Source organism: Serratia sp. PGPR-27 (assembly GCF_022678525.1).
In the GTDB taxonomy this organism is placed as follows: Bacteria; Pseudomonadota; Gammaproteobacteria; order Enterobacterales; family Enterobacteriaceae; genus Serratia; species Serratia nematodiphila.
This window is the reverse complement of the sequence record NZ_JALBYS010000005.1, coordinates 1-24,461: the sequence shown is the minus strand read 5'-3', so window position 1 is coordinate 24,461 and position 24,461 is coordinate 1. Positions and strand designations below refer to the sequence as shown.

The following is a 24,461-nucleotide window of genomic DNA, read 5'->3' as shown; positions in this document are numbered from 1 at the left end:
CGTGATGATTAAGCAATACCTGCAAGTCACTAAACCAGGAATTATTTTCGGCAATTTAATTTCTGTCGTTGGGGGATTCCTGCTCGCTTCCAAAGGGAGCATCGACTATCCCCTGTTTCTCGCCACCCTGGTGGGTGTCTCGTTGGTGGTCGCGTCGGGCTGTGTGTTTAACAACTACATCGACCGCGATATCGACAAGAAAATGGAGAGAACGAAGAATCGGGTGCTGGTAAAAGGCCTGATCGCGCCGAGTGTCACCCTGGTTTATGCGACCGTGTTGGGTATTGCGGGCTTCGCGTTGCTGTATATCGCGGCCAACCCGCTGGCCATGTGGCTGGCGGTGATGGGCTTCGTGGTTTATGTCGGCGTTTACAGCCTGTACATGAAACGCCATTCGGTCTACGGCACGCTGATCGGCAGCTTGTCGGGCGCCGCGCCGCCGGTTATCGGCTACTGCGCGGTCACCAACGAGTTCGACGCCGGCGCGTTGATCCTGCTGGCTATCTTTAGCCTGTGGCAGATGCCGCATTCTTATGCGATCGCTATCTTCCGCTTTAAAGATTACCAGGCGGCCAACATTCCGGTGCTGCCGGTGGTGAAAGGCATTTCCGTCGCCAAGAACCACATCACGGTCTACATCCTGGCATTTATGATCGCCACGCTGATGCTGACCCTGGTGGGCTACGCCGGCTACAAATACCTGATCGTCGCTGCGGCGGTGAGCGTATGGTGGCTGGGCATGGCGCTGCGCGGTTATAAAACCGAAAACGACAGCGTCTGGGCGCGCAAACTGTTCGTGTTCTCCATCGTCGCCATCACCTCGCTGAGCGTGATGATGTCGATCGACTTCAGCGCCACGGCGGCGCCTGAAGCGCTGGTGACCTACGTTTGGTAAGCCAAATCATCTGTGAATGGGCCGCTTTTGCGGCCCATTTTATTTGTCACGCCGAAAAGCGGCCAAACTGTAATATCTGTTAAACAACATTCGATTTACCCCCCCTGCCCCGCACACTAAAATGACGCAGCTTTACAGAAATCATGCCATCAGGCGCTGTCTCAACGTCTGATGGCATGGTTTTTACCGAGGTTTGATGTGAACGATAATTCAATGACCCCGCAGGAGCGCCGCGCTACCTGGGGATTGGGCACCGTATTCTCCCTGCGCATGCTCGGCATGTTTATGGTATTGCCGGTGCTGACCACCTACGGCATGGCGCTCAACGGCGCCAGCGAAGCGCTGATCGGCATCGCCATCGGCATCTACGGCCTGGCGCAGGCGGTGTTTCAGATCCCGTTCGGTCTGGTGTCCGATCGCATCGGCCGTAAGCCGCTGATCGTCGGCGGCCTGCTGATCTTTGCCCTCGGCAGCGTGATCGCCGCCGCGACCGACTCTATCTGGGGTGTGATCCTCGGCCGCGCGTTGCAAGGCTCCGGCGCGATCGCCGCCGCGGTAATGGCGCTGCTCTCCGATCTGACCCGCGAGCAGAACCGCACCAAAGCGATGGCGTTCATCGGCGTCAGCTTCGGCATCACCTTCGCCATCGCCATGGTTCTGGGCCCTATAATTACCCACGCCTTCGGCCTGCATGCGCTGTTCTGGATGATCGCCGTGCTGGCGCTGGCCGGCATCGCCATCACATTGGCGGTGGTGCCTTCCGCCGATACTCACCTGTTGAACCGCGAGTCCAGCATCGTGCGCGGCAGTTTCCGCAAAGTGCTGAGCAACTCGCGCCTGCTGAAGCTCAACTTCGGCATCATGTGTCTGCATATCCTGCTGATGTCGAGCTTCGTGGCGCTGCCGCTGGCGATGGAGAAAGCCGGGCTGGCGGCCAGCGAACACTGGATCGTCTACCTGGTGACCATGCTGGTGTCGTTCGCCGCCGTGGTGCCTTTCATCATCTATGCCGAAAAATATCGCCGCATGAAGCAGGTGTTTATGGGCTGCGTGGCGGTGCTGTTTTGCGCCGAAGTGCTGCTGTGGCTCTCCGGCGCGCACCTGTGGGGCATCATCGCCGGCGTGCAGCTGTTCTTCATGGCCTTCAACGTGATGGAAGCCATTCTGCCTTCGCTGATCAGCAAAGAATCACCGGCCGGCTATAAGGGCACCGCGATGGGGGTCTACTCCACCAGCCAGTTTATCGGCGTGGCGATCGGCGGCAGCCTCGGCGGCTGGCTGTACGGTTTGCAGGGGGCAGGCCTGGTGTTTATCGCCGGCGCGGTATTGGCCGCCGTCTGGTTCTTGGTCAGCAGCACCATGAAAGAACCGCCGTATGTCAGCAGCCTGCGCATCACGCTGTCTGAACTGGCGGTGAAGGATTCGGCGCTGGAAAGCCGCCTGAAGGCGCAGCCCGGCGTGGCCGAGGCGATCGTGGTGCCGGAAGAGCGCAGCGCCTACGTCAAGGTGGACACCAAGCAGACCAATCGCGGTCAGTTGGAAGCGCTGGTCAATTCGCTGTAAAGAAACGGGGGCGGCCCCGTCGAGATTAATCGCGGAAGTTCTTGAACTGGAACGGCTGCCCCAGATCGCCGCCGCGCACCAACGCCATCACGCTCTGCAAATCGTCGCGTGACTTGCCGGTCACCCGCACTTCTTCGCCCTGGATCTGCGCCTGCACCTTCAGCTTGCTGTCTTTGATCAGCTTGACGATTTTCTTCGCTACAGAGGTTTCAATCCCCTGCTTCAGCTTGGCTTCCACGCTGTAGGTTTTACCGCTGTGGGTAAACTCTTCCGGGATCTCCAGCGCGGCGCCGTCGATGCTGCGCTTGCTCAGCTTTTCGCGCAGAATGTCGAGCAACTGCTGCACCTGGAAATCAGACTCGGTGGCAACCTTGATGCTTTGGTTTTTCTCGTTTAGCTCAAAGCTGGCCGGCACGTTGCGAAAATCCCAGCGGGTGCCGAGATCGCGGGTGGCGTTCTCAACGGCGTTACGCACTTCCTGCATATCAATTTCGGAAACGATGTCGAAAGATGGCATACTTCTTCCTCCTGAATGAGTGCCTAATAGCTTAGGCGATTTTGATGCCGAGCATGATAACCGCTTTGCCGCCTCAGACAAAATCTGCTGAACGCACGCAGGGATAGCGCTTCAGGCTGCCATAAAGCCTATAGTTAGATCACGGTAATTGAGCGGTATTCCCGTGTTTCCAAGGAGACTGAATGAAAATAACCATTCTTGGTTGCGGCGCGCTCGGACAACTGTGGCTCTCCCGGCTGTATCAGCAGGGCCACGATGTACAGGGATGGCTAAGAGTGCCGCAGCCTTTTTGCGCCGTGAACGTGATAGAGCCGGAAGGCGTCTCGTTTAATCGCAATTTGCCCACCAACGATCCGGAGCACCTCGCGCAGAGCGAGCTGCTGCTGGTGACGCTGAAAGCCTGGCAGGTATCCAGCGCGGTCGGCGCGCTGTTGCCGAAGCTGAACCCCCGCTGCGCCATCTTGCTGCTGCACAACGGCATGGGCACTCAGGAGGAGCTGCCGCCGAACGGCCAGCCCATCTTGCAGGGCACCACCACCCACGCCGCGCGCCACGAAGGCAGCACCATTATCCACGTCGCCACCGGCATCACCCACATCGGCCCCACCTCACCGGCCGCCCAGCACTTCAGCCACCTGGCGGAAGTGCTGCATCAGGCGCTGCCCGACGTCGCCTGGCACAACAACATCGCCTCGGCCAACTGGCGCAAGCTGGCGGTCAACTGCGTGATCAACCCGCTGACGGCGCTGTACGGCTGCCGCAACGGCGATCTGCAGCGCTACCCGGAGCAGATCGAAACGCTGTGTCGTGAAGTCGCCAGCGTGATGGCGATGGAGGGCTACCACACCTCCTGCGAAGGCCTGATGCAATATGTGATGGACGTGATCCACAGCACCGCCGACAACGTTTCGTCGATGCTGCAGGATATCCGCAGCCAGCGGCATACCGAGATCGACTACATCACCGGCTACCTGCTGCGCCGTGCGCGCAGTCACGGCCTCACGCTGCCGGAGAATGCGCGGCTGTTTGAATTGATTAAACGAAAGGAAAATGAATATGAGCGTATCGGCGCTGGTTTGCCTGGCACCTGGTAGCGAAGAAACCGAAGCCGTCACCACCATCGATCTGCTGGTGCGGGCGGGCGTTAAAGTCACTACCGCCAGCGTCGCCGGTGACGGCGAGCTGACTATCGTTTGTTCGCGCGGCGTCAAGCTGCTGGCCGACGCGCCGCTGGTGGCGATCGTCGATGAGCCTTTCGACGCCATCGTGCTGCCCGGCGGCCTGAAAGGCGCAGAATGCTTCCGCGACAGCCCGTTGCTGGTGGAAAAAGTGCGGCAGATGCACCTGCAGGGGAATATCGTCGCCGCCATCTGTGCGGCGCCGGCGTTGGTGCTGCAGCACCACGATCTGTTCCCGGTCGGCAACATGACCGGTTTCCCGGGCCTGAAAGACCAGATACCGGCGGATAAATGGATGGAACGCCGCGTGGTGTATGACGCGCGCGTCAACCTGCTCACCAGCCAGGGGCCGGGCACCGCGATGGAGTTTGCGCTGAAGCTGATCGATCTGCTGCTCGGCAAGGCCAAAGCGGCGGAGATCGCCGCGCAGCTGGTGCTGATCCCTGGGATGTACGATTTCCGCGACTGAGCGGCTTGCCGATAAAAAAAGGGCTGAACACCAGTTCAGCCCCTCTCGTTTACGCCGCTGCCCGCGTTACGGGCGATAAACCTTCACGTTGCTGAAGCCCTGCTCCAGCAGGTACAGCGCCTGCAGGCGGCTCATCACGCCGCGCTCGCAGTACAGCAGATAGGTTTTGCTCTGATCCAGATCGCCGAACTGGGTGCTCAGCTTGTAGAACGGCAGCGCTTTCACTTCAACCTGTTCCAGCTGCAGCGGCTTCTCTTCCTGCTCGTCGTTGGAGCGGATATCCAGGATCACCTCGTCGGCGCCGAAGGCCGCAACGGTTTCCACTTCGGTCACCTGCTCCTGCGCCTGCTCGGCGATGGAGCGAATATCGACGTTCTTCGCTTCGCTCACCACCCGATCGAGAATGCTGAAATCGAAGTGGCTCTCTTCCTCTTCGATCTTGGCCTTGACGGCTTTCACCGTCGGGCTCTTCGAAATCACGCCGCAATATTCCGGCATGGTTTTGGCGAAGTCTTCGGTGCCGATTTCGCGCGCCAGCTTGATGATGTGCTCTTTATCGTGCGAAATCAGCGGACGCAGGATCAGCGTATCGGACGCATTGTCGATCAAGCGCAGGTTGGTCAGCGTCTGGCTGGACACCTGCCCCAGCGCCTCACCGGTTACCAGCGCCTGCACGCCGTAGCGTTCGGCCACTTGCGAAGCGGCACGCACCATCATGCGCTTGAGCACCACGCCCATCTGGCCGTCGTCGACCTTCTCCAGGATCTCGCCCACCACCGGCTCGAAGTCGATGGCGACGAAGCGCACCTTGTGCGAGCTGGCGAAACGGTTCCACAAGTAGTGCGCCACCTGCTTCACGCCAATCTCATGCGCGGCGCCGCCCAGGTTGAAGAAGCAGAAGTGCACGCGGCAGCCGCGGCGCATCAGCATATAGCTGGACACGCCCGAGTCGAAACCGCCGGAAATCAGCGACATCACGTCTTCCTGAGTGCCGACCGGATAACCGCCGATGCCTTCGAGGCGGCGTTTGACCAGCATCAGCTTGTCGTCTTCAATCTCCAGGTTTACCGTGACCTGCGGGCGGGTCAGGTTAACGCGCGCGCTCTCGATATGCTGGTTCAGGCCGCCGCCGACGTAACGCTCCACGTCCTGCGAATTGAACGCCTGCTTGCCGCGACGCTTGACGCGCACGCAGAAGGTTCTGCCTTCCAGCTGGGCGCGGTAGGCTTCCAGCGTCTGCTCGAAGATGTGGTGGATATCGGTATAAGCGCGATCTTCCACTTCCAGAATATGGTGGATGCCGGGAATGCGCGTCAGCGCGTCGGCGATGATCGGCCGCTGGTTTTCATCTTTGGCGCGAACTTCGATATGATCCCAGTGACGGACGACCGCCAGCGTTTCATCATACTGCTTCAGGACGTTGCGAATATTGGTCGAGAGAATCTTGATAAAGCGCAAGCGCACAGATTGGCTCTTGATGGTGATTTCCGGGAACAATTTAATGATAAACTTCATGGCGGTCTTTGTTGTCAGATAAGAATTACGGCGCGGAGTATATCACCATATCGCCGCGCTCTGCGCACAAAACCACACATGAGCGCCATGATTTGCTAATCAAGATCCGCTAGGATAGGCTCTGGTGCCACGGTTCACATGATGACGTAAAAAGAAAATTATGCCGAAAAAACCAGCACAATCAGCCAGTACAGAGCAAACAGCCAGCTTTGAAAGCGCCCTCGGCGAGCTGGAAAGCATCGTGACGCGTCTGGAGTCGGGCGAACTGCCGCTGGAAGACGCGCTGAACGAATTCGAACGCGGCGTGCAGCTGGCGCGCCAAGGCCAGCAGAAACTGCAACAGGCGGAACAGCGTGTGCAGATACTTCTTAACGACAGCGCCGACGATGCGGCGCTGGCGCCTTTCACACCGGATGCCGAGTAACCGACATGTCTGAGATCGCCCCATCGGCCGCTTTTGCCGATCAACTGCAGATTTTCCGCCAGCGGGCCGATCGCGCGCTGCTGGACTTCATCGCCCCGCTGCCGTTCAACGACGGCAACATGGTGGCGGCGATGCGTCACGGCGCCTTGCTGGGCGGCAAGCGCCTGCGTCCGTTCCTGGTGTACACCACCGGCCAGATGTTCGGCGTATCGCTGAGCAACCTGGACGCGCCGGCGGCGGCGGTGGAATGCATCCACGCCTACTCGCTGATCCATGACGATCTGCCGGCGATGGACGACGACGATCTGCGCCGTGGCCAGCCGACCTGTCATATTAAATTCGGCGAAGCCAACGCGATCCTGGCCGGCGATGCGCTGCAAACGCTGGCGTTTTCGATCCTGGCCGATGCCGAGATGCCCGACGTGGCGCTGCGCGATCGGCTGGCGATGGTCTCCGAACTGGCGACCGCCAGCGGCGTCGCCGGCATGTGCGGCGGCCAATCGCTGGATCTGGAAGCTGAAGGCAAGCGCGTCGATCTGCAGGCGCTGGAACAGATCCACCGCCACAAAACCGGCGCGCTGATCCGCGCGGCGGTGCGCCTGGGCGCGCTGAGCGCCGGCGAAGCCGGGCGAGCGGCGCTGCCGCAGCTGGATCGTTACGCCGCCGCGGTTGGCCTGGCGTTCCAGGTGCAGGATGACATTTTGGACGTTGTCGGCGAGACTGAAAAGATCGGCAAGCGCCAGGGCGCGGACCAACAACACGGAAAGAGTACCTACCCGGCGTTGCTCGGGCTTGACAGCGCGAAAGCAAAAGCGTGGGATCTCTATCAGGAAGCATTAGCTGCATTAGACACTTTGGCAGCGCAATCTTATAACACAGCGCCATTGCGAGCGTTAGCCAGCTTCATTATTGAACGCGACAATTAACGTGTGACGTTAACTCCTCTGATATGAGTATCGAATGAGTCTTGATATAGCCAAATACCCAACCCTGGCGCTAGCGGAAAACCCCGAGGAACTCCGCTCACTGCCCAAAGAGAGCTTGCCGAAGCTGTGCGATGAGCTGCGGCAATACCTGCTGAACAGCGTCAGTCGCTCCAGCGGCCACTTTGCCTCCGGGCTGGGTACCGTCGAACTGACGGTGGCGTTGCATTTCGTCTACAACACGCCGTTCGATCATCTGGTGTGGGACGTCGGCCACCAGGCCTACCCGCACAAAATTCTGACCGGCCGCCGCGACCGCATCGCCACTATCCGGCAAAAGAACGGCCTGCACCCCTTCCCGTGGCGCGCCGAAAGCGAATACGACGTGCTGTCGGTCGGCCATTCGTCGACCTCGATCAGCGCCGGCCTCGGCATGGCGGTGGCGGCGGAGCGTGAGGGCAAGGGCCGCCGCACAGTGTGCGTGATCGGCGACGGCGCCATCACCGCCGGCATGGCGTTCGAAGCGATGAACCACGCCGGTGATATCAATCCGGACATGCTGGTAGTGCTGAACGACAACGAGATGTCGATCTCGGAAAACGTCGGCGCGCTGAACAACCATCTGGCGCAGCTGCTGTCCGGCAAACTTTACTCCACCCTGCGCGAAGGCGGCAAAAAAGTGCTGGCCGGCGTGCCGCCGATCAAGGAGCTGGTGAAACGCACCGAAGAGCACCTGAAAGGCATGGTGGTGCCTGGCACGCTGTTCGAAGAGCTGGGCTTCAACTACATCGGCCCGGTAGACGGCCACGACGTGCAGGGGCTGGTCGCCACGTTGAAAAACATGCGCGATCTGAAAGGCCCGCAGCTGTTGCACATCATGACTAAGAAAGGCCGCGGTTACGCGCCGGCGGAGAAGGATCCGATCAGCTTCCACGCGGTGCCGAAGTTCGATCCCGCCAGCGGCACGCTGCCGAAAAGCGCCGGCGGTCTGCCGACCTATTCGAAAATCTTCGGCGACTGGCTGTGTGAAACCGCCGCCAAAGACAGCTCGCTGATGGCGATCACGCCGGCGATGCGCGAAGGCTCCGGCATGGTGCAGTTCTCTCGCGACTATCCGCAGCAATATTTCGATGTGGCGATCGCCGAACAGCACGCGGTCACCTTCGCCGCCGGGCTGGCGATCGGCGGCTACAAGCCGGTGGTGGCGATCTACTCCACCTTCCTGCAACGCGCCTACGACCAACTGATCCATGACGTGGCGATCCAAAACCTGCCGGTGATGTTCGCCATCGATCGCGGCGGCATCGTCGGCGCCGACGGCCAGACCCACCAGGGGGCGTTCGATCTGTCGTTCATGCGCTGCATCCCGACCATGGTGATCATGACGCCGAGCGACGAAAACGAATGCCGCCAGATGCTGTATACCGGCTATCACTATAACGACGGCCCGAGCGCCGTGCGCTATCCGCGCGGCACCGGCACCGGCGCGGCGCTGGAGCCGCTCAACATGCTGCCGATCGGCAAAGGCGTGGTGCGCCGCCAGGGGGAAAAGATCGCCATTCTCAACTTCGGCACCCTGCTGCCGGAGGCCGCGCAAGCGGCGGAAGCGCTCAACGCCACGCTGGTCGACATGCGCTTCGTCAAGCCGCTGGACGAGCAGCTGGTGCTCGAACTGGCCGCCAGCCATGAAACGCTGGTCACGCTGGAAGAGAACGCCATCATGGGCGGCGCCGGCAGCGGCGTCAACGAACTGCTGATGGCCAAACGCCGTCCGGTGCCGGTGCTGAACCTCGGCCTGCCGGACAGCTTCGTCTCACAGGGCACCCAGGAAGAACTGCGCGCCGATCTGGGGCTGGACGCCGCCGGCATTCAGCGCCAAATCGAAACCTGGCTGGCGCAGTAATCGACGCCCGCGCCTGATAAAACGCCTCCGCCTTCGGGGGCGTTTTCGTTTCCGCCCTCCGGGATCCGCGCTACAGTTACTGTCTGAGCTGTGAATGGGGAGGCAAACATGAAGTACCTGAAACTGGGCAACACCGATCTGAACGTCTCACGCATCTGCCTGGGTTGCATGACCTATGGCGAACCGAACCGCGGCAATCACGCCTGGACGCTGCCGGAAGAGAGCAGCCGCCCGCTGCTGAAACAGGCGCTGGAAGCCGGCATCAACTTTTTCGACACCGCCAACAGCTATTCCGACGGCAGCAGCGAGGAGATCCTCGGCCGGGCGCTGCGCGACTATGCACGCCGCGAGGACGTCGTTATCGCCACCAAGGTCTATTTCCCGCTGAGCAACCTGGAGCGCGGTTTGTCGCGCGCCAAGATCATGCAGTCCATCGACGACAGCCTGCGCCGTCTCGGCACCGACTATGTCGATTTGCTGCAAATCCATCGCTGGGATTACGAAACGCCGCTGGAAGAGACGCTGGAGGCGCTGCACGACGTGGTGAAAGCCGGTAAGGCGCGTTACATCGGCGCCTCTTCCATGTACGCCTGGCAGTTCGCCAAAGCGCTGTATACCGCCGATCTGCACGGCTGGACGCGCTTTGTCAGCATGCAGGATCAATACAACCTGATCCAGCGCGAAGAAGAGCGCGAAATGCACCCGCTGTGCGCCGCCGAAGGCATCGCCGTACTGCCATGGAGCCCGCTGGCGCGCGGCCGCCTGACCCGCCCCTGGGGCGAAACCACCGCGCGGTTGGTCTCCGACCAGTTCGGCAAAAGCCTGTACGAGGAAACTGAAGGCATCGACGCCATCATCGCCGAGCGCGTCGCCAGCCTCGCCGAAGAACGCGGCGTTTCACGCGCGCAGATCGCGCTGGCCTGGTTGCTGAACAAACCGGCGGTCAGCGCGCCGATCGTCGGCGCGTCACGCAGCGAGCAGTTGGATGACGCCATCGCCGCGGTCGATTTGAGTCTGTCGCCGCAAGAGGTGGCGGAACTGGAGACGGCTTACGTACCGCATCGGGTGACGGGATTTGAATAAAGGGAAGCGGGCGCGAAACGCCGCGCCCGTCTGTCAGAACAGCCCGATCGGCCAGTGGTGGCCAATCAGGTAGATGATACCGGCGGACAGCACGCCGGCGATGATATCGTCGACCATAATGCCCATGCCGCCATGCACGTTGCGGTCGAACCAACGGATCGGCCACGGCTTCCACATATCCAGAATGCGGAAGATGACGAAACCGGCGGCGACCCAGCGCCAGTCGTTGACCGGCAGCGCCATCAGCGTGATCCACATGCCGACGAACTCATCCCAGACGATGCTGCCGTGATCGTGCACCTTCATGTCTTTTGCCGTGCGGTGGCAAATATAGACGCCGATGCAAATGCTGAACATCACCGTCAGCGAGTAGAGCTGCCACGGCAGTTGGATCAGCAGCAGCCAGAACGGGATCGCCGCCAGCGATCCCATGGTACCCGGCATCACCGGCGACAAACCGCTGCCAAAACCGGTGGCCAGCAGGTGCCACGGATTGCTCATCCGCAGCCGGCGTTTGGCTTCATCCATGGTTGCCCGGCTCCGCATTGAAATGGTCGAACCCGCCCCAGTCCAGCTCCACCGCCTCGTCGTTGCGATAATAGCGAATGCCTTCAGACAGCGGGCCAATCTGACCGATACAGGTGTAGTCGGCCCCGAGGTGGCTCAGCGCCACTTCCAATGCGCCGCGGTTGATTTCCGGCACGGTGAAACACAGCTCGTAATCTTCGCCGCCCGCCAGCGCCCAACGCAGCGCCTGCTCGGCATCCGCGTGGCTGCTCAGCGCCTGCGACATCGGCAGCTCGTCCAGCACGATGCGTGCGCCACAGTCGCTGGCCTTCAGGATGTGTTTCAGATCGGAGATCAGGCCGTCGGAGATGTCGATCGCCGAACTGGCCAGATCGCGCAGCGCCTGCCCCTGCAACACCCGCGGCTGCGGGCGCAGATGGCGAGCGATCAGGTAATCGCGCGCCGCCGTATCCGTCACCGCCAGACGATCCTGCAGGATCGCCAAACCGGCGGCGCTGTCGCCCAGCGTGCCGGTCACGTAGATCCAGTCGCCGATACGCGCGCCGCTGCGGGTCAGCGCCCGGCCGGCCGGGATCAAGCCCTGAATGGTCAAGGTCATACTCAGCGGGCCGCGCGTGGTATCGCCGCCGATCAGTTGCATGCCGTAATAGTTGAGCTGATCAAACAGGCTGTCGCTGAAGGCCTTCAGCCAGGGCTCGTTCACCTCCGGCAGGGTCAGGGCCAGCGAGAGCCACGCCGGATCGGCGCCCATCGCCGCCAGATCGCTCAGATTGACCGCCAGCGCTTTATAACCGAGATCGGCCGGATCGATGTCCGGCAAGAAGTGCACGCCCGCCACCAACGTATCGGTACTGACGGCCACCAGCTGTTTTTCCGGCACTGCCAGCAGTGCGCAGTCATCTCCAATGCCCAACTGTACATCCCGGCGCACGCGCTTAAACCGGTCAAAATAGCGGGCAATGAGGTCAAATTCGCCGCATGCCATATCGATATTCCACGAGAAGAAATTAAGGCCGGGAATGCCGGCCTTAATGTTTTACTTTTTCTTGCGAAGGGTTGGCGCCACTTTATCCAGCACCCCGTTCACAAACTTGTGGCTGTCTTCCGCGCCGAAGGTTTTCGCCAGCTCGATCGCTTCGTTGATCGCCACCTTGTAAGGGACATCCTCGCGCATTTTCAGTTCAAACAGCGCGACGCGCAGCACTGCGCGCTCCACCTGGCCCAGCTCTTCGAGCTGACGCGACAGGTATGGCGCCATCAGTTCGTCCAGCATACCTGCATTCACTGCCGCGCCGGACAGCAACTCGCGAAAATAGGCGACGTCAACATCTTTGACATCCTGCTCCGTCAGGAACTGGTGTTCAACATCGGCAAGGTCGTTTTTAGACAACTGCCAAGAGTAAAGCGCTTGAACAGCGCACTCACGAGCGCGGCGACGAGCAGCAGGTTTCACGGAATTCCCCTTAACTAAATTCAGGCTTTAATAGCTTTGATAACATTAATCATTTCAAGTGCGGTCAACGCGGCTTCAGCGCCCTTGTTGCCCGCTTTGGTGCCGGCGCGTTCGATCGCCTGTTCGATGCTTTCGGTGGTCAGCACGCCAAAGGCAACCGGGATTTCGGCATTCATCGCAACGTTGCCGATGCCGGAGCTGGCTTCGCCCGCCACATATTCGAAGTGCGCGGTGCCCCCACGGATAACGGTGCCCAGCGCGATAACCGCGTCGTATTTGCCGGTTTTGGCCAATACGCTCGCCGTCAACGGCAGCTCGTAAGCGCCCGGGACCCAGACAACGGTGATGTTGTCGTCAGCAACCTGACCAATGCGTTTCAGCGCGTCGATGGCGCCTTCCAGCAGGCTGTCGTTGATGAAATTGTTAAAACGTGCAATTGCGATCGCCACACGGGCATTTGGAGTAGCAACAACACCTTCGATAACTTTCATGGGCTTTCCTTAAAAATGGGTTCAATACCCCGCAGGGGGGCGGATTCTATCATATTCTTTCATCGCCTGCGCGGCGCTTTTGTAAAACCGGCGCGCGGGCGCGAGATTCAGTGTTTCGCCCGCAGGCGCAAACGCAGATCGGGGCCGACCTGGCGCACGTCGCTAAAGACGAATTCCGGCGCGTCGGCCAACCGCTCCAGGCCCGGCAGGTGGCACAGGCCACGGCCATTATCGCCCAACAGTTTCGGCGCGATGTACAAAATGAGCTCATCCACCAGGCCGGCCTGCAGCAGCGCGCCGGCCAGCGATGCACCCGCCTCCACCCAGATTGAATTCACCTGGCGCTTGGCCAACAGCATCATCATCACCACCAGATCGACGCCGCCGCCGTGCGCCGGGCAGATAAACTGCTCAACGTCTTGCGGCCAGGCCTGTTCATCTGCCTGCAGGCGCGCCAGCCAGGTGGCGCCCGGCTGCTGCACCACGCGGTGCTGCGGGGTGATACGATTTTGGCTGTCCAGCAGGATGCGCAGCGGCTGACGCAGATTTTCGCGCGGATAGAGGCGCTGGGTCTCGGCATCCAACTCATCCCAACGCACCGTCAGCGACGGATCGTCCGCCAGCACGGTGGCGCTGGTGCTGAGGATCGCGGCGCTCTGCGCGCGCAGGCGCTGCACGTCCTGACGCGCTTCGGGTGAGGTGATCCACTGGCTCTCGCCGGAGGCCATCGCCGTGCGCCCGTCCAGCGACGCGCCCAACTTCAGCTGTACATAGGGGAAACCGGTGCGCATGCGTTTGAGGAAGCCCAGGTTGACCGCTTCGGCTTCGGCCAGCATCAGGCCATGACGCACCTCGACGCCGGCCTGCTGCAGCTTGTACAGCCCGCGCCCCGCCACCTGCGGATTGGGATCTTGCATCGCCGCGACCACTCGCGTTATGCCGGCGGCCACCAGCGCATCGGCGCAGGGCGGCGTGCGGCCGTGATGGCTGCACGGTTCGAGCGTGACATAGGCGGTGGCGCCGCGCGCCTTGTCGCCCGCCATACGCAGCGCGTGCACTTCCGCGTGCGGCTCGCCGGCGCGCAAGTGATAGCCTTCACCGACAATTTCGCCGTCGCGCACGATAACGCAGCCGACGTTCGGATTGGGCGCAGTGGTGAAACGCCCCAGGCGCGCCAGTTCGAAGGCGCGCGCCATATAAAATTCGTCGTGATGCATGAAAGATCCTTTAGTCTTGCAGGCGGGCAATCTCTTCGCCGAACTCGCGCACGTCCTCGAAGCTGCGGTACACCGACGCAAAGCGAATGTAGGCCACCTTATCCAGCTTTTTCAACGCGTCCATCACCAGGTTGCCCACCAGTTTGGTCGGCACTTCGCGTTCGCCGGTGGCGCGCAGTTGGGATTTGATATGGTTAAGGGCGTTTTCCACGTCGTCCGAGCTTACCGGGCGCTTTTCCAGCGCTTTCAGCATGCCGCGACGCAGCTTGTCTTCGTTGAACGGCTCGCGCACCTCATCGCTTTTAATCACTCGCGGCATCACCAACTCGGCCACCTCGAAGGTGGTGAAGCGTTCATTGCACACCAGACACTGGCGGCGGCGGCGCACTTGCGAACCGTCCCCCACCAGGCGGGAATCAATGACTTTGGTATCAACGGCGGCGCAGAAAGGGCAATGCATAACACGTCCTGATAAACGTTTTTATAGATAAATGCAGTTTACCCCGAAGTGCAGCCACAACAAAGGGCGGCGGCCATTTGTTGCGACACGCAGCCGGGAAGCGGCGCCGATATGACTTTCCCCTCCGGGCGGACTAAGCTGATAACAGGAGATTCAGCATAGGAAATCGCCGTCATGACAACCTGTTACCCCAAAATCGCCCTGCTCGCCGCCGCCGTGTTGCTGGCAGGCTGCGCGCACAACGCCGCCGTCCCTCAACTGCGCCATCAGGTCGCCGCGCTGAACCAGAAAGTGAGCGTGCTGACCGATCAAACCACCGCGCTGGAGCGGCAGAATATGCTCAATCAGCACTCCGACAACGGCGTCTACCTGCTGCCGGCGGCCCGCAGCGCCGCCCGTTTGCAGAGCGGTATCGGCGAGCTGAGCGTTTCGCTGAGCCACATCAAGAGCGAAGCCAACGGCACGCAGGCGCAGCTGCATGTGCGCACCCTCTCACAGGCCACGCTGCCGCCGTTCAACGCGGTGGTGGAATGGGGCCAACTGGACGACGCCACCGGGCGGCCGTTGACCGCCGAGGCGCTGTCGCAACCGATCGTCAGCGCCGACTCGCTGCTGCCGAAACCCGGTCAGGACTTTGAGCTGCGCTTCAGCGGCCTGACGCCGGAACAGCTGGGCTATATCCGTCTGCACAGTCTGGTTTCGACCGCCCAACCGGCGGTGGTGCAGCAACACTGAAAACTCGAGGCAAAAAAAAGGAGCGCCGGCGGCGCTCCTTCTCATTTCGCTGAATACTGCGGCGGTTAAGGCAGAATCGAAGGCTGATCCGCGCCCTCTTTTTCCACTTTTTGCTGCAGCATGTGCTCGCGTTTCATCCCCAGTTTCAACGCCAGCGCGGACGCGACGTAGATGGAGGAGACGGTACCGATCGACACGCCGATCAGCATCGCCAGCGAGAAGCCTTGCAGCATCGCGCCACCGAAGATGTACAGCATCAGCACCACCATCAGGGTAGTACCGGAAGTCATCAGCGTACGGCTCAGCGTCTGGGTCAACGACACGTTCATGATCTCGTAAGGCGTGCCGCGGCGGATCTTGCGGAAGTTCTCACGAATACGGTCGGAAACCACGATGCTGTCGTTCAGCGAGTAACCGATAACCGACATCAGGGAAGCGACGATGGTCAGGTCAATCTCGATGTGGAACAGCGACAGCACGCCCAGCGTGATGATCACGTCGTGCGCCAGCGCGATAACCGCCCCCAGCGCCAGGCGCCATTCGAAGCGGAAACCAACGTAGATCAGGATACAGATCAACGCCACCAGCAGCGCCATGCCGCCGGTTTGCGCCAGTTCGCTGCCCACGCTCGGGCCGACGAACTCGATACGCTTCACGGTGGCGTTTTTATCCACCGAGTCGTTGATCACGCCGATCACCTTGTTGCCCAGTTCCTGGCCTGCGGTGCCGGTCGCCGGTGGCATGCGCACCATCACGTCGCGGCTGCTGCCGAAGTTCTGGATGATCGGATCCTGGAACCCGGCCTTCTCCAGCGTATCGCGCATCAGGTCGAGGTTAGCCGGCTTCTCCAGGTTGATTTCAATCACCGTACCGCCGGTGAAATCCAGACCCCAGTTAAAGCCGCGCACCGACATGGTGACGATCGACGCGACCAACAGCAGCAACGAGATGCCGAAGGCCAAATAGTCCCAGCGCATAAAGTCGTAGACTTTACGGCCGTAGTTGAGTTGCTCAACAGTATAATCCTGTGCCACAACGCACTCCTCAGATAGACAGCTTGTTAATGCGTTTGCCGCCGTAAAGCAGGTTGACGATGGCACGGGTACCGACAATCGCGGTGAACATGGACGTCGCCACACCGATAGCGGTGGTGATCGCAAAGCCTTTGATCGAACCGGTGCCCACTGCGTACAGGATGACCGCGGTGATCAGGGTGGTGATGTTGGCGTCGACGATACTGGAGAACGCGCCTTTATAGCCCTCATGGATCGCCTGCTGAACGGACCGGCCGTTCTTCAGCTCCTCCTTGATACGTTCGTTAATCAGTACGTTGGCGTCGACCGCCACCGCCAGCGTCAACACGATCCCGGCAATACCCGGCATGGTCAGCGTCGCCCCCGGCAACAGGGACATCACGCCGACGATCAGCACCAGGTTGGCGACCAGCGCCGTGGTGGCGATCACGCCGAACTTACGGTACCAGACCACCATGAAGACGATGGACGCCACCAGGCCCCACAGACAGGCTTCCAGACCTTGGGTGATGTTCTGCTGACCCAGGGTTGGACCGATGGTGCGCTCTTCGACGATCTGAATCGGCGCGATCAGCGCACCCGCACGCAGCAGCAGCGAAAGCTGACGCGCTTCGTTCGGGTTGCCGATGCCGGTGATGCGGAAGCTGTTGCCCAGACGCGACTGAATGTTCGCCACGTTGATCACTTCTTCCTGTTTCACCAGCACCGCACGGCCGTTGGCGTCTTTCTTGCCGCTGTCCTTATACTCCACGAACAGGGTCGCCATCGGCTTGCCGATGTTGTCCTTGGTGAAGTTGGACATCGACGTGCCGCCGGCGCTGTCCAGCGAGATGTTAACCTGCGGCTGGTTGTATTCGTCGGTGCTCGAAGTGGAGTCGGTGATGTGGTCACCGGTCAGGATCACGCGCTTGTACAGCACGATCGGCTGGCCGTCACGGGTGTATTTCACCTCGGAGTCGCCCGGCACGCGGCCGTTGGCCGCCGCAGTGGCGTCCGCATTGGTGTTCACCAGACGGAACTCCAGGGTCGCGGTGGCGCCCAGAATTTCTTTGGCGCGCGCGGTGTCCTGAATGCCCGGCAGCTCAACCACGATGCGGTCGGCGCCCTGGCGCTGCACCAGCGGTTCGGCGACGCCGAGCTGGTTGACGCGGTTACGCAGGATAGTGATGTTCTGCTGTACGGCGTATTCGCGCGCTTCGCTCAGACGGGCGTCCGTCAGGTTGGCTTTCATGGTGTTGGCGCCGTTGGCGGACAGCACCAGATCGCGCTGACGCGGGCCGATGTAGCTGATGGCCTGGTCACGGGCCGCATCGTCGCGGAAGCGAACTTCCACGCCGTTGTTGTCCAGCTTGCGGATAGACGCGTAAGGAATGCCCTTCTCACGCAACTCGCTGCGCAGGGTATCCATGGTCTGTTCCTGCAGCTTGCTCAACGCGGTGTCCATGTCCACTTCCATCAGGAAGTGCACGCCGCCGCGCAGGTCCAGGCCGAGTTTCATCGGCTCTGCGCCCAGCATGGCCAGCCAGGTCGGCGTGGCCGGCGCCAGGTTCAGCGCCACGACGAATTTGTCACCCAGCTCGGTCACCAGCGCTTCGCGGGCGCGCAGCTGAACGTCAGGATCTTTAAAGCGAGCCAGGATGGCGCCATTTTCCAGCGCAATCGACTTGCTCGCGATGTTGTCTTTTTCTAATACGGTACGGACCTGGTCCAGCGTAGTTTCACTGGCGGCGACGCCGCGCGCGCCAGTGATTTGTACGGCCGGATCCTCACCGTAGATGTTGGGAAGCGCATAAAGCAGACCGACGAGGATCACGACGATCAACATCAGATACTTCCACAAAGGATAACGGTTTAGCACGGCAATTCCCTTCGGGAAAAAAGATTACAGGGCCTTCATGGTACCTTTCGGCAGAACGGCCGCCACGAAGTCACGCTTGATCATCACTTCCGTGGTGTCGTTCAGCGCGATGGCGATGATGCCGGTGTCGGCCACTTTGGTCACGCGACCGATCAGGCCGCCGGTGGTCAGCACTTCGTCGCCTTTACCGATGGAGTCCATCAGCTTCTTGTGATCTTTCGCGCGTTTCTGCTGTGGGCGCAGGATCATGAAGTAGAAGATCAGGCCGAACACCACCAGCATAATGATCAGAGAGTACGGGCTTCCCTGAGCCGGAGCCCCTGCGGATGCGACGGCGTCAGAAATGAAAAAGCTCATTGAAATTCCCTCATTAAGTTATCAATTATTAGATCAAGCGTTTAAAGGCGGAATCGGCTTGCCGATCCGACCATAGAAATCCGCAACAAACTGCTCTAATTTACCCTCTTCGATAGCCTGGCGTAAACCCGCCATCAGGCGCTGGTAGTGACGCAGGTTATGAATCGTGTTCAGTCGAGCACCCAATATTTCGTTGCAACGGTCGAGATGGTGCAAGTAGGCGCGGCTGTAATGGCGACAAGTGTAGCAATCACAGTCCTTATCCAGCGGAGAAGTATCATCCTTGTGCTTGGCATTACGGATTTTTACCACACCGTCAGTCACGAACAAATGGCCGTTGCGGGCGTTGCGGGTCGGCATGACGCAATCGAACATGTCGATGCCGCGGCGCACGCCTTCCACCAAATCTTCCGGCTTGCCGACGCCCATCAAATAGCGTGGCTTATCTTCCGGAATTTGCGGGCAAACGTGTTCAAGAATGCGATGCATATCCTCTTTCGGCTCGCCTACAGCCAAGCCGCCCACAGCGTACCCGTCAAAGCCGATATCCACCAGCCCTTTGACGGAAACATCACGTAAATCTTCGTAAACGCCGCCCTGAATGATGCCGAACAGCGCATTTTTATTTTCCAGTTCGTCGAAACGCTTGCGGCTGCGCTCCGCCCAGCGCAGCGACATTTCCATCGAACGCTTGGCGTAGTCCCAGTCGGCCGGGTATGGCGTGCATTCGTCGAAGATCATCACGATGTCGGAACCCAGGTCATACTGGATTTCCATCGATTTTTCCGGGCTCAGGAACACCTTGTCGCCGTTGATCGGGTTGCGGAAGTACACGCCTTCCTCTTTGATCTTGCGCATCGCCCCCAGGCTGAATACCTGGAAACCGCCGGAGTCGGTGAGGATCGGACCTGGCCACTGCATGAAGTCGTGCAGATCGCCGTGCAGTTTCATGATCTCCTGGCCCGGGCGCAGCCACAGGTGGAAGGTGTTGCCCAGCAGGATCTGCGCGCCGGTCTCTTTCACTTCTTCCGGCGTCATGCCCTTGACCGTACCGTAGGTACCGACCGGCATAAAGGCCGGGGTTTCCACCACGCCGCGGTCGAAAATCAGGCGGCCGCGGCGAGCGCGGCCATCGGTAGTTTGTAGTTCGTACTTCACAAAGCCTCCAGCATCAGAGAAACAGTCTGATGTCGTTGAAACGGGGCCGCGCCGTGCGCGCAGCCCGGGAATTTAGCCGCCGACGGATTCGTTTTCCGCCTGCGGATTACGGCTGATGAACATCGCATCGCCGTAGCTGAAAAAGCGATACTGCTCGGCTACCGCCTGCTGATAGGCGTTCATGGTATTTTTATAGCCGGCGAAGGCCGACACCAGCATGATCAGGGTGGATTCCGGCAGGTGGAAGTTGGTCACCAGCGCGTCGATCACCTGGTAGTGATAGCCCGGATAGATAAAGATGCTGGTGTCGCCGAAGAACGGCGCAATCAGCGCCTCTTTGCTGGCCGCCGCGGCGCTTTCCAGCGAACGCACCGAGGTGGTGCCCACCGCCACCACGCGCTTGCCGCGCGCTTTGCAGGCCAGCACCGCATCCACGACCTCCTGCGGCACTTCGGCGTATTCGGCGTGCATCACGTGATCTTCGATGGTTTCCACGCGCACCGGCTGGAAGGTGCCGGCGCCGACGTGCAGCGTCACGAACGCCATTTCCACGCCCTTGGCGCGCAGCGCCGCCAGCAGCGGTTCGTCGAAATGCAGGCCGGCGGTCGGCGCGGCGACCGCGCCCGGCTTCTCGCTGTAAACCGTCTGATACAGCTCGCGGTCGGCATCTTCATCCGGGCGAGCGATATACGGCGGCAGCGGCATATGGCCGGCCGCGTTGAGAATGGTGAATACGTCACGCTCGTCGTTGAAACGCAGCTCGAACAGCGTCTCATGGCGCGCCACCATGGTGGCGGCGATGCTCTCGTCATCCCCCAGCAGCAGCTCGGCGCCCGGCTTCGGCGCTTTCGACGCGCGCACGTGCGCCAGCACGCGATGGTCGTCCAGCACGCGCTCCACCAGCACTTCAATCTTGCCGCCGCTGACCTTGCGGCCGAACATCCGCGCCGGGATCACGCGGGTATTGTTGAACACCAGCAGATCGCCGGCCTCCAGCTTGTCCAGCAGATCGGTGAATACGCCATGCGTCAGCGCCCCGCTCGGCCCGTCCAGCTGCAGCAGGCGGCATGCGCTGCGCTCGGCCTGGGGATAATGGGCAATCAGGGATTCGGGAAGTTCAAACGAAAAATCAGCGACGCGCATGGGTATTCACTTCTTCAATTTAGGGCTGGTTGGTAAAAAACAGGCGGCCTAGTCTAAAGCCGGGGGCGGTCAGCGGCAAGAAATAAGGAGGATTTGCCTGACTTCAGGTATAGTTGAGGGATGAATTTTCTCGCTCATCTTCACCTGGCCATGCTGGCGGACAGCTCGCTGCTGGGCAACCTGCTGGCCGACTTCGTGCGCGGCAACCCCGCCGCCGACTACCAGCCCGATGTGGTGGCCGGCATCATGATGCACCGCCGCGTCGACGTGTTGACCGATAGCCTGCCGCAGGTCAAAGCCTGCCGCGACTATTTCAGCGCCCCCTACCGCCGCGTGGCGCCGATCACCCTCGACGTGGTGTGGGACCATTTTTTGGCGCGCCACTGGCAGCAGCTGGAGCCCTCGCGCGATCTGCACCAGTTTACCCAGGAAGCCCGCAGCCAGATCGAACCTTACCTGCCGCTCACGCCGCCGCGTTTTCAGAACCTGAACGGCTATCTGTGGCCGGAGCGCTGGCTGGAACGCTACGCCGAATTGCCGTTCATCGCCCGAGTGTTGCAGGGCATGGCCAGCCGCCGCCCGCGCCTCGAAGCGCTGGCCGGCTCGTTCGCCGATGTCGAACAACATTATCATCAGCTTGAAACACAATTCTGGCAGTTTTATCCGCAAATGATGCGGCAGGCGAAGGAAAAAACGCTCTGAGGTCAAGGCCAAGCGTTTGAAATTGCTGCGCCTTGCAAGAATTTACGTTTTGCCGCTTGCCCTTTTGTGGGAAAAGGTTATTTTTAAAGCTCGATAAAATATATCAACGACTTTGATAGGTGAAAGCTATCTCATCGATTGGTCTTTTACCCTTTATTCACCAAGTCACGGCCCCTATACTGGCCCTTGCTTTTACATCCACCCTTTAACACCTATTACAGGAGTAATTATGGTCCTGGTAACTCGTCAAGCCCCTGACTTCACTGCAGCTGCCGTACTGGGTAGCGGCGAAATCGTTGAAAACTTCAACCTGAAGAAGCACCTGAACGGCAAACCAGCCGTGCTGTTCTTCTGGCCAATGGACTTCACCTTCGTATGCCCTTCCGAGCTGATCGCTTTCGATCACCGCTATGAAGAGTTCCAGAAGCGTGGCGTTGAAGTGGTTGGCGTTTCCTTCGACTCAGAATTCGTTCACAACGCATGGCGTAAAACCCCTGTCGACAAAGGCGGCATCGGTGAAGTGAAATACGCAATGGTTGCTGACGTTAAGCGTGAAATCCAGAAAGCTTACGGCATCGAACACCCGGAAGCCGGCGTTGCGCTGCGCGGCTCCTTCCTGATCGACAAAGACGGCATCGTACGTGCTCAGGTGGTTAACGACCTGCCAATCGGCCGTAACATCGACGAAATGATCCGTACCGTTGACGCGCTGCAATTCCACGAAGAGCACGGTGAAGTGTGCCCGGCTCAGTGGGAAAAAGGCAAAGCAGGTATGGGCGCTTCCCCAGACGGCGTGGCAAAATACCTGTCTGAAAACGCTGCCAAGCTGTAATTTCAGCCTGATAGTGAATCAACCGGCCCCCGCGGCCGGTTTTTTTATGCTCCATTTTGGGGCAGCCCGCCCGCCTTCAGTGCTTTATTTCCCTGTTTCCGCTCACATTTCCCACCCTGTTCACCGCGCGTACGCCCATCTGCGGCTACTATCAATAACGCTGGCTCGCGCTTTGCAAGCGAGTAACGGCAAGCAAACACAACACAATAAAAAACTGACAGGGTAGGAATAACTATGTTTTTACAGAAATGGAGCAAACCCCTGACCATGGCGGCGCTGCTGGTCAGCGGCAGCCTGTACGCGGCATCCAACCCAGCGGTGGAGGCCCAAAACGGCATGGTGGTCACCTCGCAGCATCTGGCCTCGCAGGTCGGGGTGGATATCCTGAAAATGGGCGGCAACGCCATCGACGCCGCCGTGGCGGTCGGCTATGCGCAGGCGGTGGTTAACCCCTGCTGCGGCAACATCGGCGGCGGCGGCTTTATGACCGTCCACCTAGCGGACGGCACCGATACCTTCATCAACTTCCGCGAAACCGCGCCGGCGGCGGCCAGCGCCAACATGTATCTGGACGCCGACGGCAAGGTGAAAAAAGACGCCAGCCTGTACGGCTATCTGGCGGCGGGCGTGCCGGGCACCGTGCTGGGGATGGAAACCGCGCGTGAGAAGTACGGCAAGCTGAGCCGCGAACAGGTGCTGGCGCCGGCGATCAAGCTGGCGCGCGAAGGTTTTGTGCTGACCCGCGCCGACACCGATATCCTCGACACCACCATCGCACGCTTCAAGCAGGATCCCGAATCGGCCAAAATCTTCCTGCGCCCGGACGGCAGTCCGCTGCAGCCGGGGGATAAACTGGTGCAAACCGATCTGGCCAACACGCTGGAGGCCATCGCCAAAGGCGGAACCGACGCCTTCTATAAAGGCAAGATCCCGCAGGCGGTGGAGGCGGCAGCCAAACAGGGCGGCGGCATTTTGACGGCGGCCGACTTCGCCAACTACAAAGTCACCGAAACGCCGCCGATCACCTGCAGCTATCGCGGCTACAAGTTCGTGTCGGCGCCGCCTCCCAGCTCCGGCGGCGTGACGCTGTGCGAAATCCTCAACGTGGTGGAAGGCTATGATCTGAAAAGCATGGGCTTCAACTCGGCGGCGGCCATTCACACCATGACCGAAGCGATGCGTCATGCCTACATGGATCGCAACACCTACCTGGGCGACCCGGAATTCATCAAGAACCCGATCGACCGGCTGGTGAGCAAGAGCTACGCCGAGCAGATCCGCAAGAAAATCGTCGCGGACAAGGCCACGCCGTCGGAAAACGTGCAGCCCGGCATGGAGCCGCATGAGAAGCCGGAAACCACCCACTATTCGATTGTCGATCACGACGGCAACGCGGTCTCCACCACCTATACCGTCAACGGCCGCTTCGGCGCTGTCGTCATCGCACCGGGCACCGGCTTCTTCCTCAATGACGAGATGGACGACTTTACGGTGAAAGTGGGCGAGAAAAACCTGTACGGGCTGGTGCAGGGCACCGCCAACAGCATTGCCCCCGGTAAGCGCCCACTATCGTCGATGAGCCCGACACTGGTGACCAAGGACAACAAGATCTTTATGGTGCTGGGCTCGCCGGGCGGTTCGCGCATTATCACCATCACCCTGCAGACCGCGTTGAACGTGATCGACCACGGCATGGCGCCGCAGGAAGCGGTGGACGCGCCGCGCATCCATCACCAATGGCTGCCGGATGAGGTGTACTACGAACAGCGCGGCGTTTCCGCCGATACGCTGAAACTGCTGAGCGGCATGGGCTATAAGATGGTCGAACAAACGCCGTGGGGCGCCGCCGAACTGATTCTGGTCGGTTTGCCGGGCGCGGCGGGCGTCAGCCCGGCCAACTCCGGCAACGATTCGGCAGTTTCCGGTAAAGTGCGTGAAGGCTACCTGTACGGCGCCAACGACGTGCGTCGCCCGGCAGGCTCCGCGGTCGGTTACTGATGTAAACGCCCACTCACCTTAATCG

Annotated in this window: 25 protein-coding genes; 12 read left to right on the top strand and 13 right to left on the bottom strand. The window is 60.4% G+C overall.

Translation table 11 applies throughout. From position 1 onward, the window contains the following. Nucleotides 1-4: 4 nt before the first annotated feature. Together cyoE and MMS95_RS04245 are read left to right on the top strand one after the other, a co-directional pair. On the top strand, nucleotides 5-895 hold the full coding sequence (gene cyoE / locus MMS95_RS04250; RefSeq protein ID WP_015376842.1) for a heme o synthase: 891 nt from the start codon (nucleotides 5-7) through the stop codon (nucleotides 893-895). A gap of 198 nt (nucleotides 896-1,093) precedes the next feature. Continuing rightward, nucleotides 1,094-2,458: an MFS transporter gene (locus MMS95_RS04245; protein WP_015376841.1), complete on the top strand. Its 1,365-nt coding sequence runs from the start codon at nucleotides 1,094-1,096 to the stop codon at nucleotides 2,456-2,458. A 25-nt stretch (nucleotides 2,459-2,483) separates the two neighbouring features. On the opposite strand, the gene MMS95_RS04240 is transcribed toward MMS95_RS04245, so the two are convergent. Then, a complete protein-coding gene (locus MMS95_RS04240; protein WP_004940373.1) occupies nucleotides 2,484-2,975 on the bottom strand; it encodes a YajQ family cyclic di-GMP-binding protein in 492 nt (163 codons plus the stop codon). Nucleotides 2,976-3,157: 182 nt separating this feature from the next. On the opposite strand from MMS95_RS04240, the gene panE reads away from it, so the two are divergent. Both panE and yajL read left to right on the top strand, forming a co-directional pair. Then, a complete protein-coding gene (gene panE, locus MMS95_RS04235) occupies nucleotides 3,158-4,069 on the top strand; it encodes a 2-dehydropantoate 2-reductase (protein WP_033634005.1) in 912 nt (303 codons plus the stop codon). Further along, a complete protein-coding gene (yajL, locus tag MMS95_RS04230) occupies nucleotides 4,032-4,622 on the top strand; it encodes a protein deglycase YajL (RefSeq protein ID WP_019454200.1) in 591 nt (196 codons plus the stop codon). Before panE ends, yajL begins: the two co-directional genes overlap by 38 nt. 66 nt (nucleotides 4,623-4,688) lie before the next feature. Here the strand turns inward: yajL and thiI are convergent, their stop codons facing one another. Beyond that, nucleotides 4,689-6,137 (bottom strand): tRNA uracil 4-sulfurtransferase ThiI, encoded by a 1,449-nt coding sequence (thiI, locus tag MMS95_RS04225; protein WP_242141411.1) that lies wholly within the window; start codon nucleotides 6,135-6,137, stop codon nucleotides 4,689-4,691. A gap of 160 nt (nucleotides 6,138-6,297) precedes the next feature. Here thiI and xseB point away from each other — a divergent pair, with 160 nt between their 5' ends. The 4 genes from xseB (at nucleotide 6,298) to MMS95_RS04205 (ending at nucleotide 10,470) form a co-directional block, all read left to right on the top strand. Then, nucleotides 6,298-6,561, top strand: coding sequence for an exodeoxyribonuclease VII small subunit (gene xseB, locus MMS95_RS04220; RefSeq protein WP_015376838.1), 264 nt, complete (start codon nucleotides 6,298-6,300; stop codon nucleotides 6,559-6,561). Nucleotides 6,562-6,566: 5 nt separating this feature from the next. Next, nucleotides 6,567-7,487, top strand: coding sequence for a (2E,6E)-farnesyl diphosphate synthase (ispA, locus tag MMS95_RS04215; RefSeq protein WP_033634008.1), 921 nt, complete (start codon nucleotides 6,567-6,569; stop codon nucleotides 7,485-7,487). Between the two features lie 34 nt (nucleotides 7,488-7,521). After that, nucleotides 7,522-9,387, top strand: coding sequence for a 1-deoxy-D-xylulose-5-phosphate synthase (gene dxs / locus MMS95_RS04210; RefSeq protein WP_004940380.1), 1,866 nt, complete (start codon nucleotides 7,522-7,524; stop codon nucleotides 9,385-9,387). A 108-nt stretch (nucleotides 9,388-9,495) separates the two neighbouring features. After that, complete coding sequence (locus MMS95_RS04205; protein WP_049242813.1) at nucleotides 9,496-10,470, top strand: aldo/keto reductase; 975 nt, start codon at nucleotides 9,496-9,498, stop codon at nucleotides 10,468-10,470. A 33-nt stretch (nucleotides 10,471-10,503) separates the two neighbouring features. Here the strand turns inward: MMS95_RS04205 and pgpA are convergent, their stop codons facing one another. The 6 genes from pgpA to nrdR form a co-directional block, all read right to left on the bottom strand. Next, a complete protein-coding gene (gene pgpA, locus MMS95_RS04200) occupies nucleotides 10,504-10,998 on the bottom strand; it encodes a phosphatidylglycerophosphatase A (RefSeq protein WP_033634010.1) in 495 nt (164 codons plus the stop codon). Further along, a complete protein-coding gene (gene thiL / locus MMS95_RS04195; RefSeq protein ID WP_242141410.1) occupies nucleotides 10,991-11,983 on the bottom strand; it encodes a thiamine-phosphate kinase in 993 nt (330 codons plus the stop codon). Before thiL ends, pgpA begins: the two co-directional genes overlap by 8 nt. Before the next feature lie 51 nt (nucleotides 11,984-12,034). Further along, the gene (gene nusB / locus MMS95_RS04190) at nucleotides 12,035-12,451 is read right to left on the bottom strand and encodes a transcription antitermination factor NusB (RefSeq protein ID WP_004940384.1); all 417 of its coding nucleotides are present in this window, start codon (nucleotides 12,449-12,451) and stop codon (nucleotides 12,035-12,037) included. A 20-nt stretch (nucleotides 12,452-12,471) separates the two neighbouring features. After that, nucleotides 12,472-12,942, bottom strand: a complete 471-nt coding sequence (gene ribE / locus MMS95_RS04185; protein ID WP_004940385.1) for a 6,7-dimethyl-8-ribityllumazine synthase — start codon at nucleotides 12,940-12,942, stop codon at nucleotides 12,472-12,474. A 107-nt stretch (nucleotides 12,943-13,049) separates the two neighbouring features. Beyond that, entirely contained in the window at nucleotides 13,050-14,159 is a 1,110-nt protein-coding gene (gene ribD, locus MMS95_RS04180) for a bifunctional diaminohydroxyphosphoribosylaminopyrimidine deaminase/5-amino-6-(5-phosphoribosylamino)uracil reductase RibD (protein ID WP_164123867.1), read from the bottom strand. Nucleotides 14,160-14,169: 10 nt separating this feature from the next. Continuing rightward, nucleotides 14,170-14,619 carry a transcriptional regulator NrdR gene (gene nrdR / locus MMS95_RS04175; protein WP_004940387.1) on the bottom strand — a complete coding sequence of 150 codons (450 nt, stop codon included), beginning with the start codon at nucleotides 14,617-14,619 and terminating at the stop codon, nucleotides 14,170-14,172. Between the two features lie 174 nt (nucleotides 14,620-14,793). On the opposite strand from nrdR, the gene MMS95_RS04170 reads away from it, so the two are divergent. Beyond that, on the top strand, nucleotides 14,794-15,354 hold the full coding sequence (locus MMS95_RS04170; RefSeq protein ID WP_049242815.1) for a DUF3251 domain-containing protein: 561 nt from the start codon (nucleotides 14,794-14,796) through the stop codon (nucleotides 15,352-15,354). A gap of 65 nt (nucleotides 15,355-15,419) precedes the next feature. On the opposite strand, the gene secF is transcribed toward MMS95_RS04170, so the two are convergent. From secF to queA, 5 genes are all read right to left on the bottom strand, one after another. After that, nucleotides 15,420-16,388: a protein translocase subunit SecF gene (secF, locus tag MMS95_RS04165; RefSeq protein ID WP_004940389.1), complete on the bottom strand. Its 969-nt coding sequence runs from the start codon at nucleotides 16,386-16,388 to the stop codon at nucleotides 15,420-15,422. Between the two features lie 10 nt (nucleotides 16,389-16,398). Beyond that, nucleotides 16,399-18,246: a protein translocase subunit SecD gene (secD, locus tag MMS95_RS04160; protein ID WP_004940390.1), complete on the bottom strand. Its 1,848-nt coding sequence runs from the start codon at nucleotides 18,244-18,246 to the stop codon at nucleotides 16,399-16,401. A 24-nt stretch (nucleotides 18,247-18,270) separates the two neighbouring features. Then, nucleotides 18,271-18,603, bottom strand: a complete 333-nt coding sequence (yajC, locus tag MMS95_RS04155; protein WP_004940391.1) for a preprotein translocase subunit YajC — start codon at nucleotides 18,601-18,603, stop codon at nucleotides 18,271-18,273. A 33-nt stretch (nucleotides 18,604-18,636) separates the two neighbouring features. Continuing rightward, nucleotides 18,637-19,761: a tRNA guanosine(34) transglycosylase Tgt gene (tgt, locus tag MMS95_RS04150; RefSeq protein ID WP_004940392.1), complete on the bottom strand. Its 1,125-nt coding sequence runs from the start codon at nucleotides 19,759-19,761 to the stop codon at nucleotides 18,637-18,639. Between the two features lie 72 nt (nucleotides 19,762-19,833). Next, nucleotides 19,834-20,904 carry a tRNA preQ1(34) S-adenosylmethionine ribosyltransferase-isomerase QueA gene (queA, locus tag MMS95_RS04145; protein WP_004940394.1) on the bottom strand — a complete coding sequence of 357 codons (1,071 nt, stop codon included), beginning with the start codon at nucleotides 20,902-20,904 and terminating at the stop codon, nucleotides 19,834-19,836. A gap of 120 nt (nucleotides 20,905-21,024) precedes the next feature. Here queA and MMS95_RS04140 point away from each other — a divergent pair, with 120 nt between their 5' ends. From MMS95_RS04140 to ggt, 3 genes are all read left to right on the top strand, one after another. Then, complete coding sequence (locus tag MMS95_RS04140; protein WP_015376830.1) at nucleotides 21,025-21,606, top strand: ACP phosphodiesterase; 582 nt, start codon at nucleotides 21,025-21,027, stop codon at nucleotides 21,604-21,606. A 229-nt stretch (nucleotides 21,607-21,835) separates the two neighbouring features. Further along, entirely contained in the window at nucleotides 21,836-22,438 is a 603-nt protein-coding gene (locus MMS95_RS04135; protein WP_004940403.1) for a peroxiredoxin C, read from the top strand. Between the two features lie 234 nt (nucleotides 22,439-22,672). Then, the gene (gene ggt / locus MMS95_RS04130) at nucleotides 22,673-24,436 is read left to right on the top strand and encodes a gamma-glutamyltransferase (RefSeq protein ID WP_060558705.1); all 1,764 of its coding nucleotides are present in this window, start codon (nucleotides 22,673-22,675) and stop codon (nucleotides 24,434-24,436) included. Nucleotides 24,437-24,461: the final 25 nt, after the last annotated feature.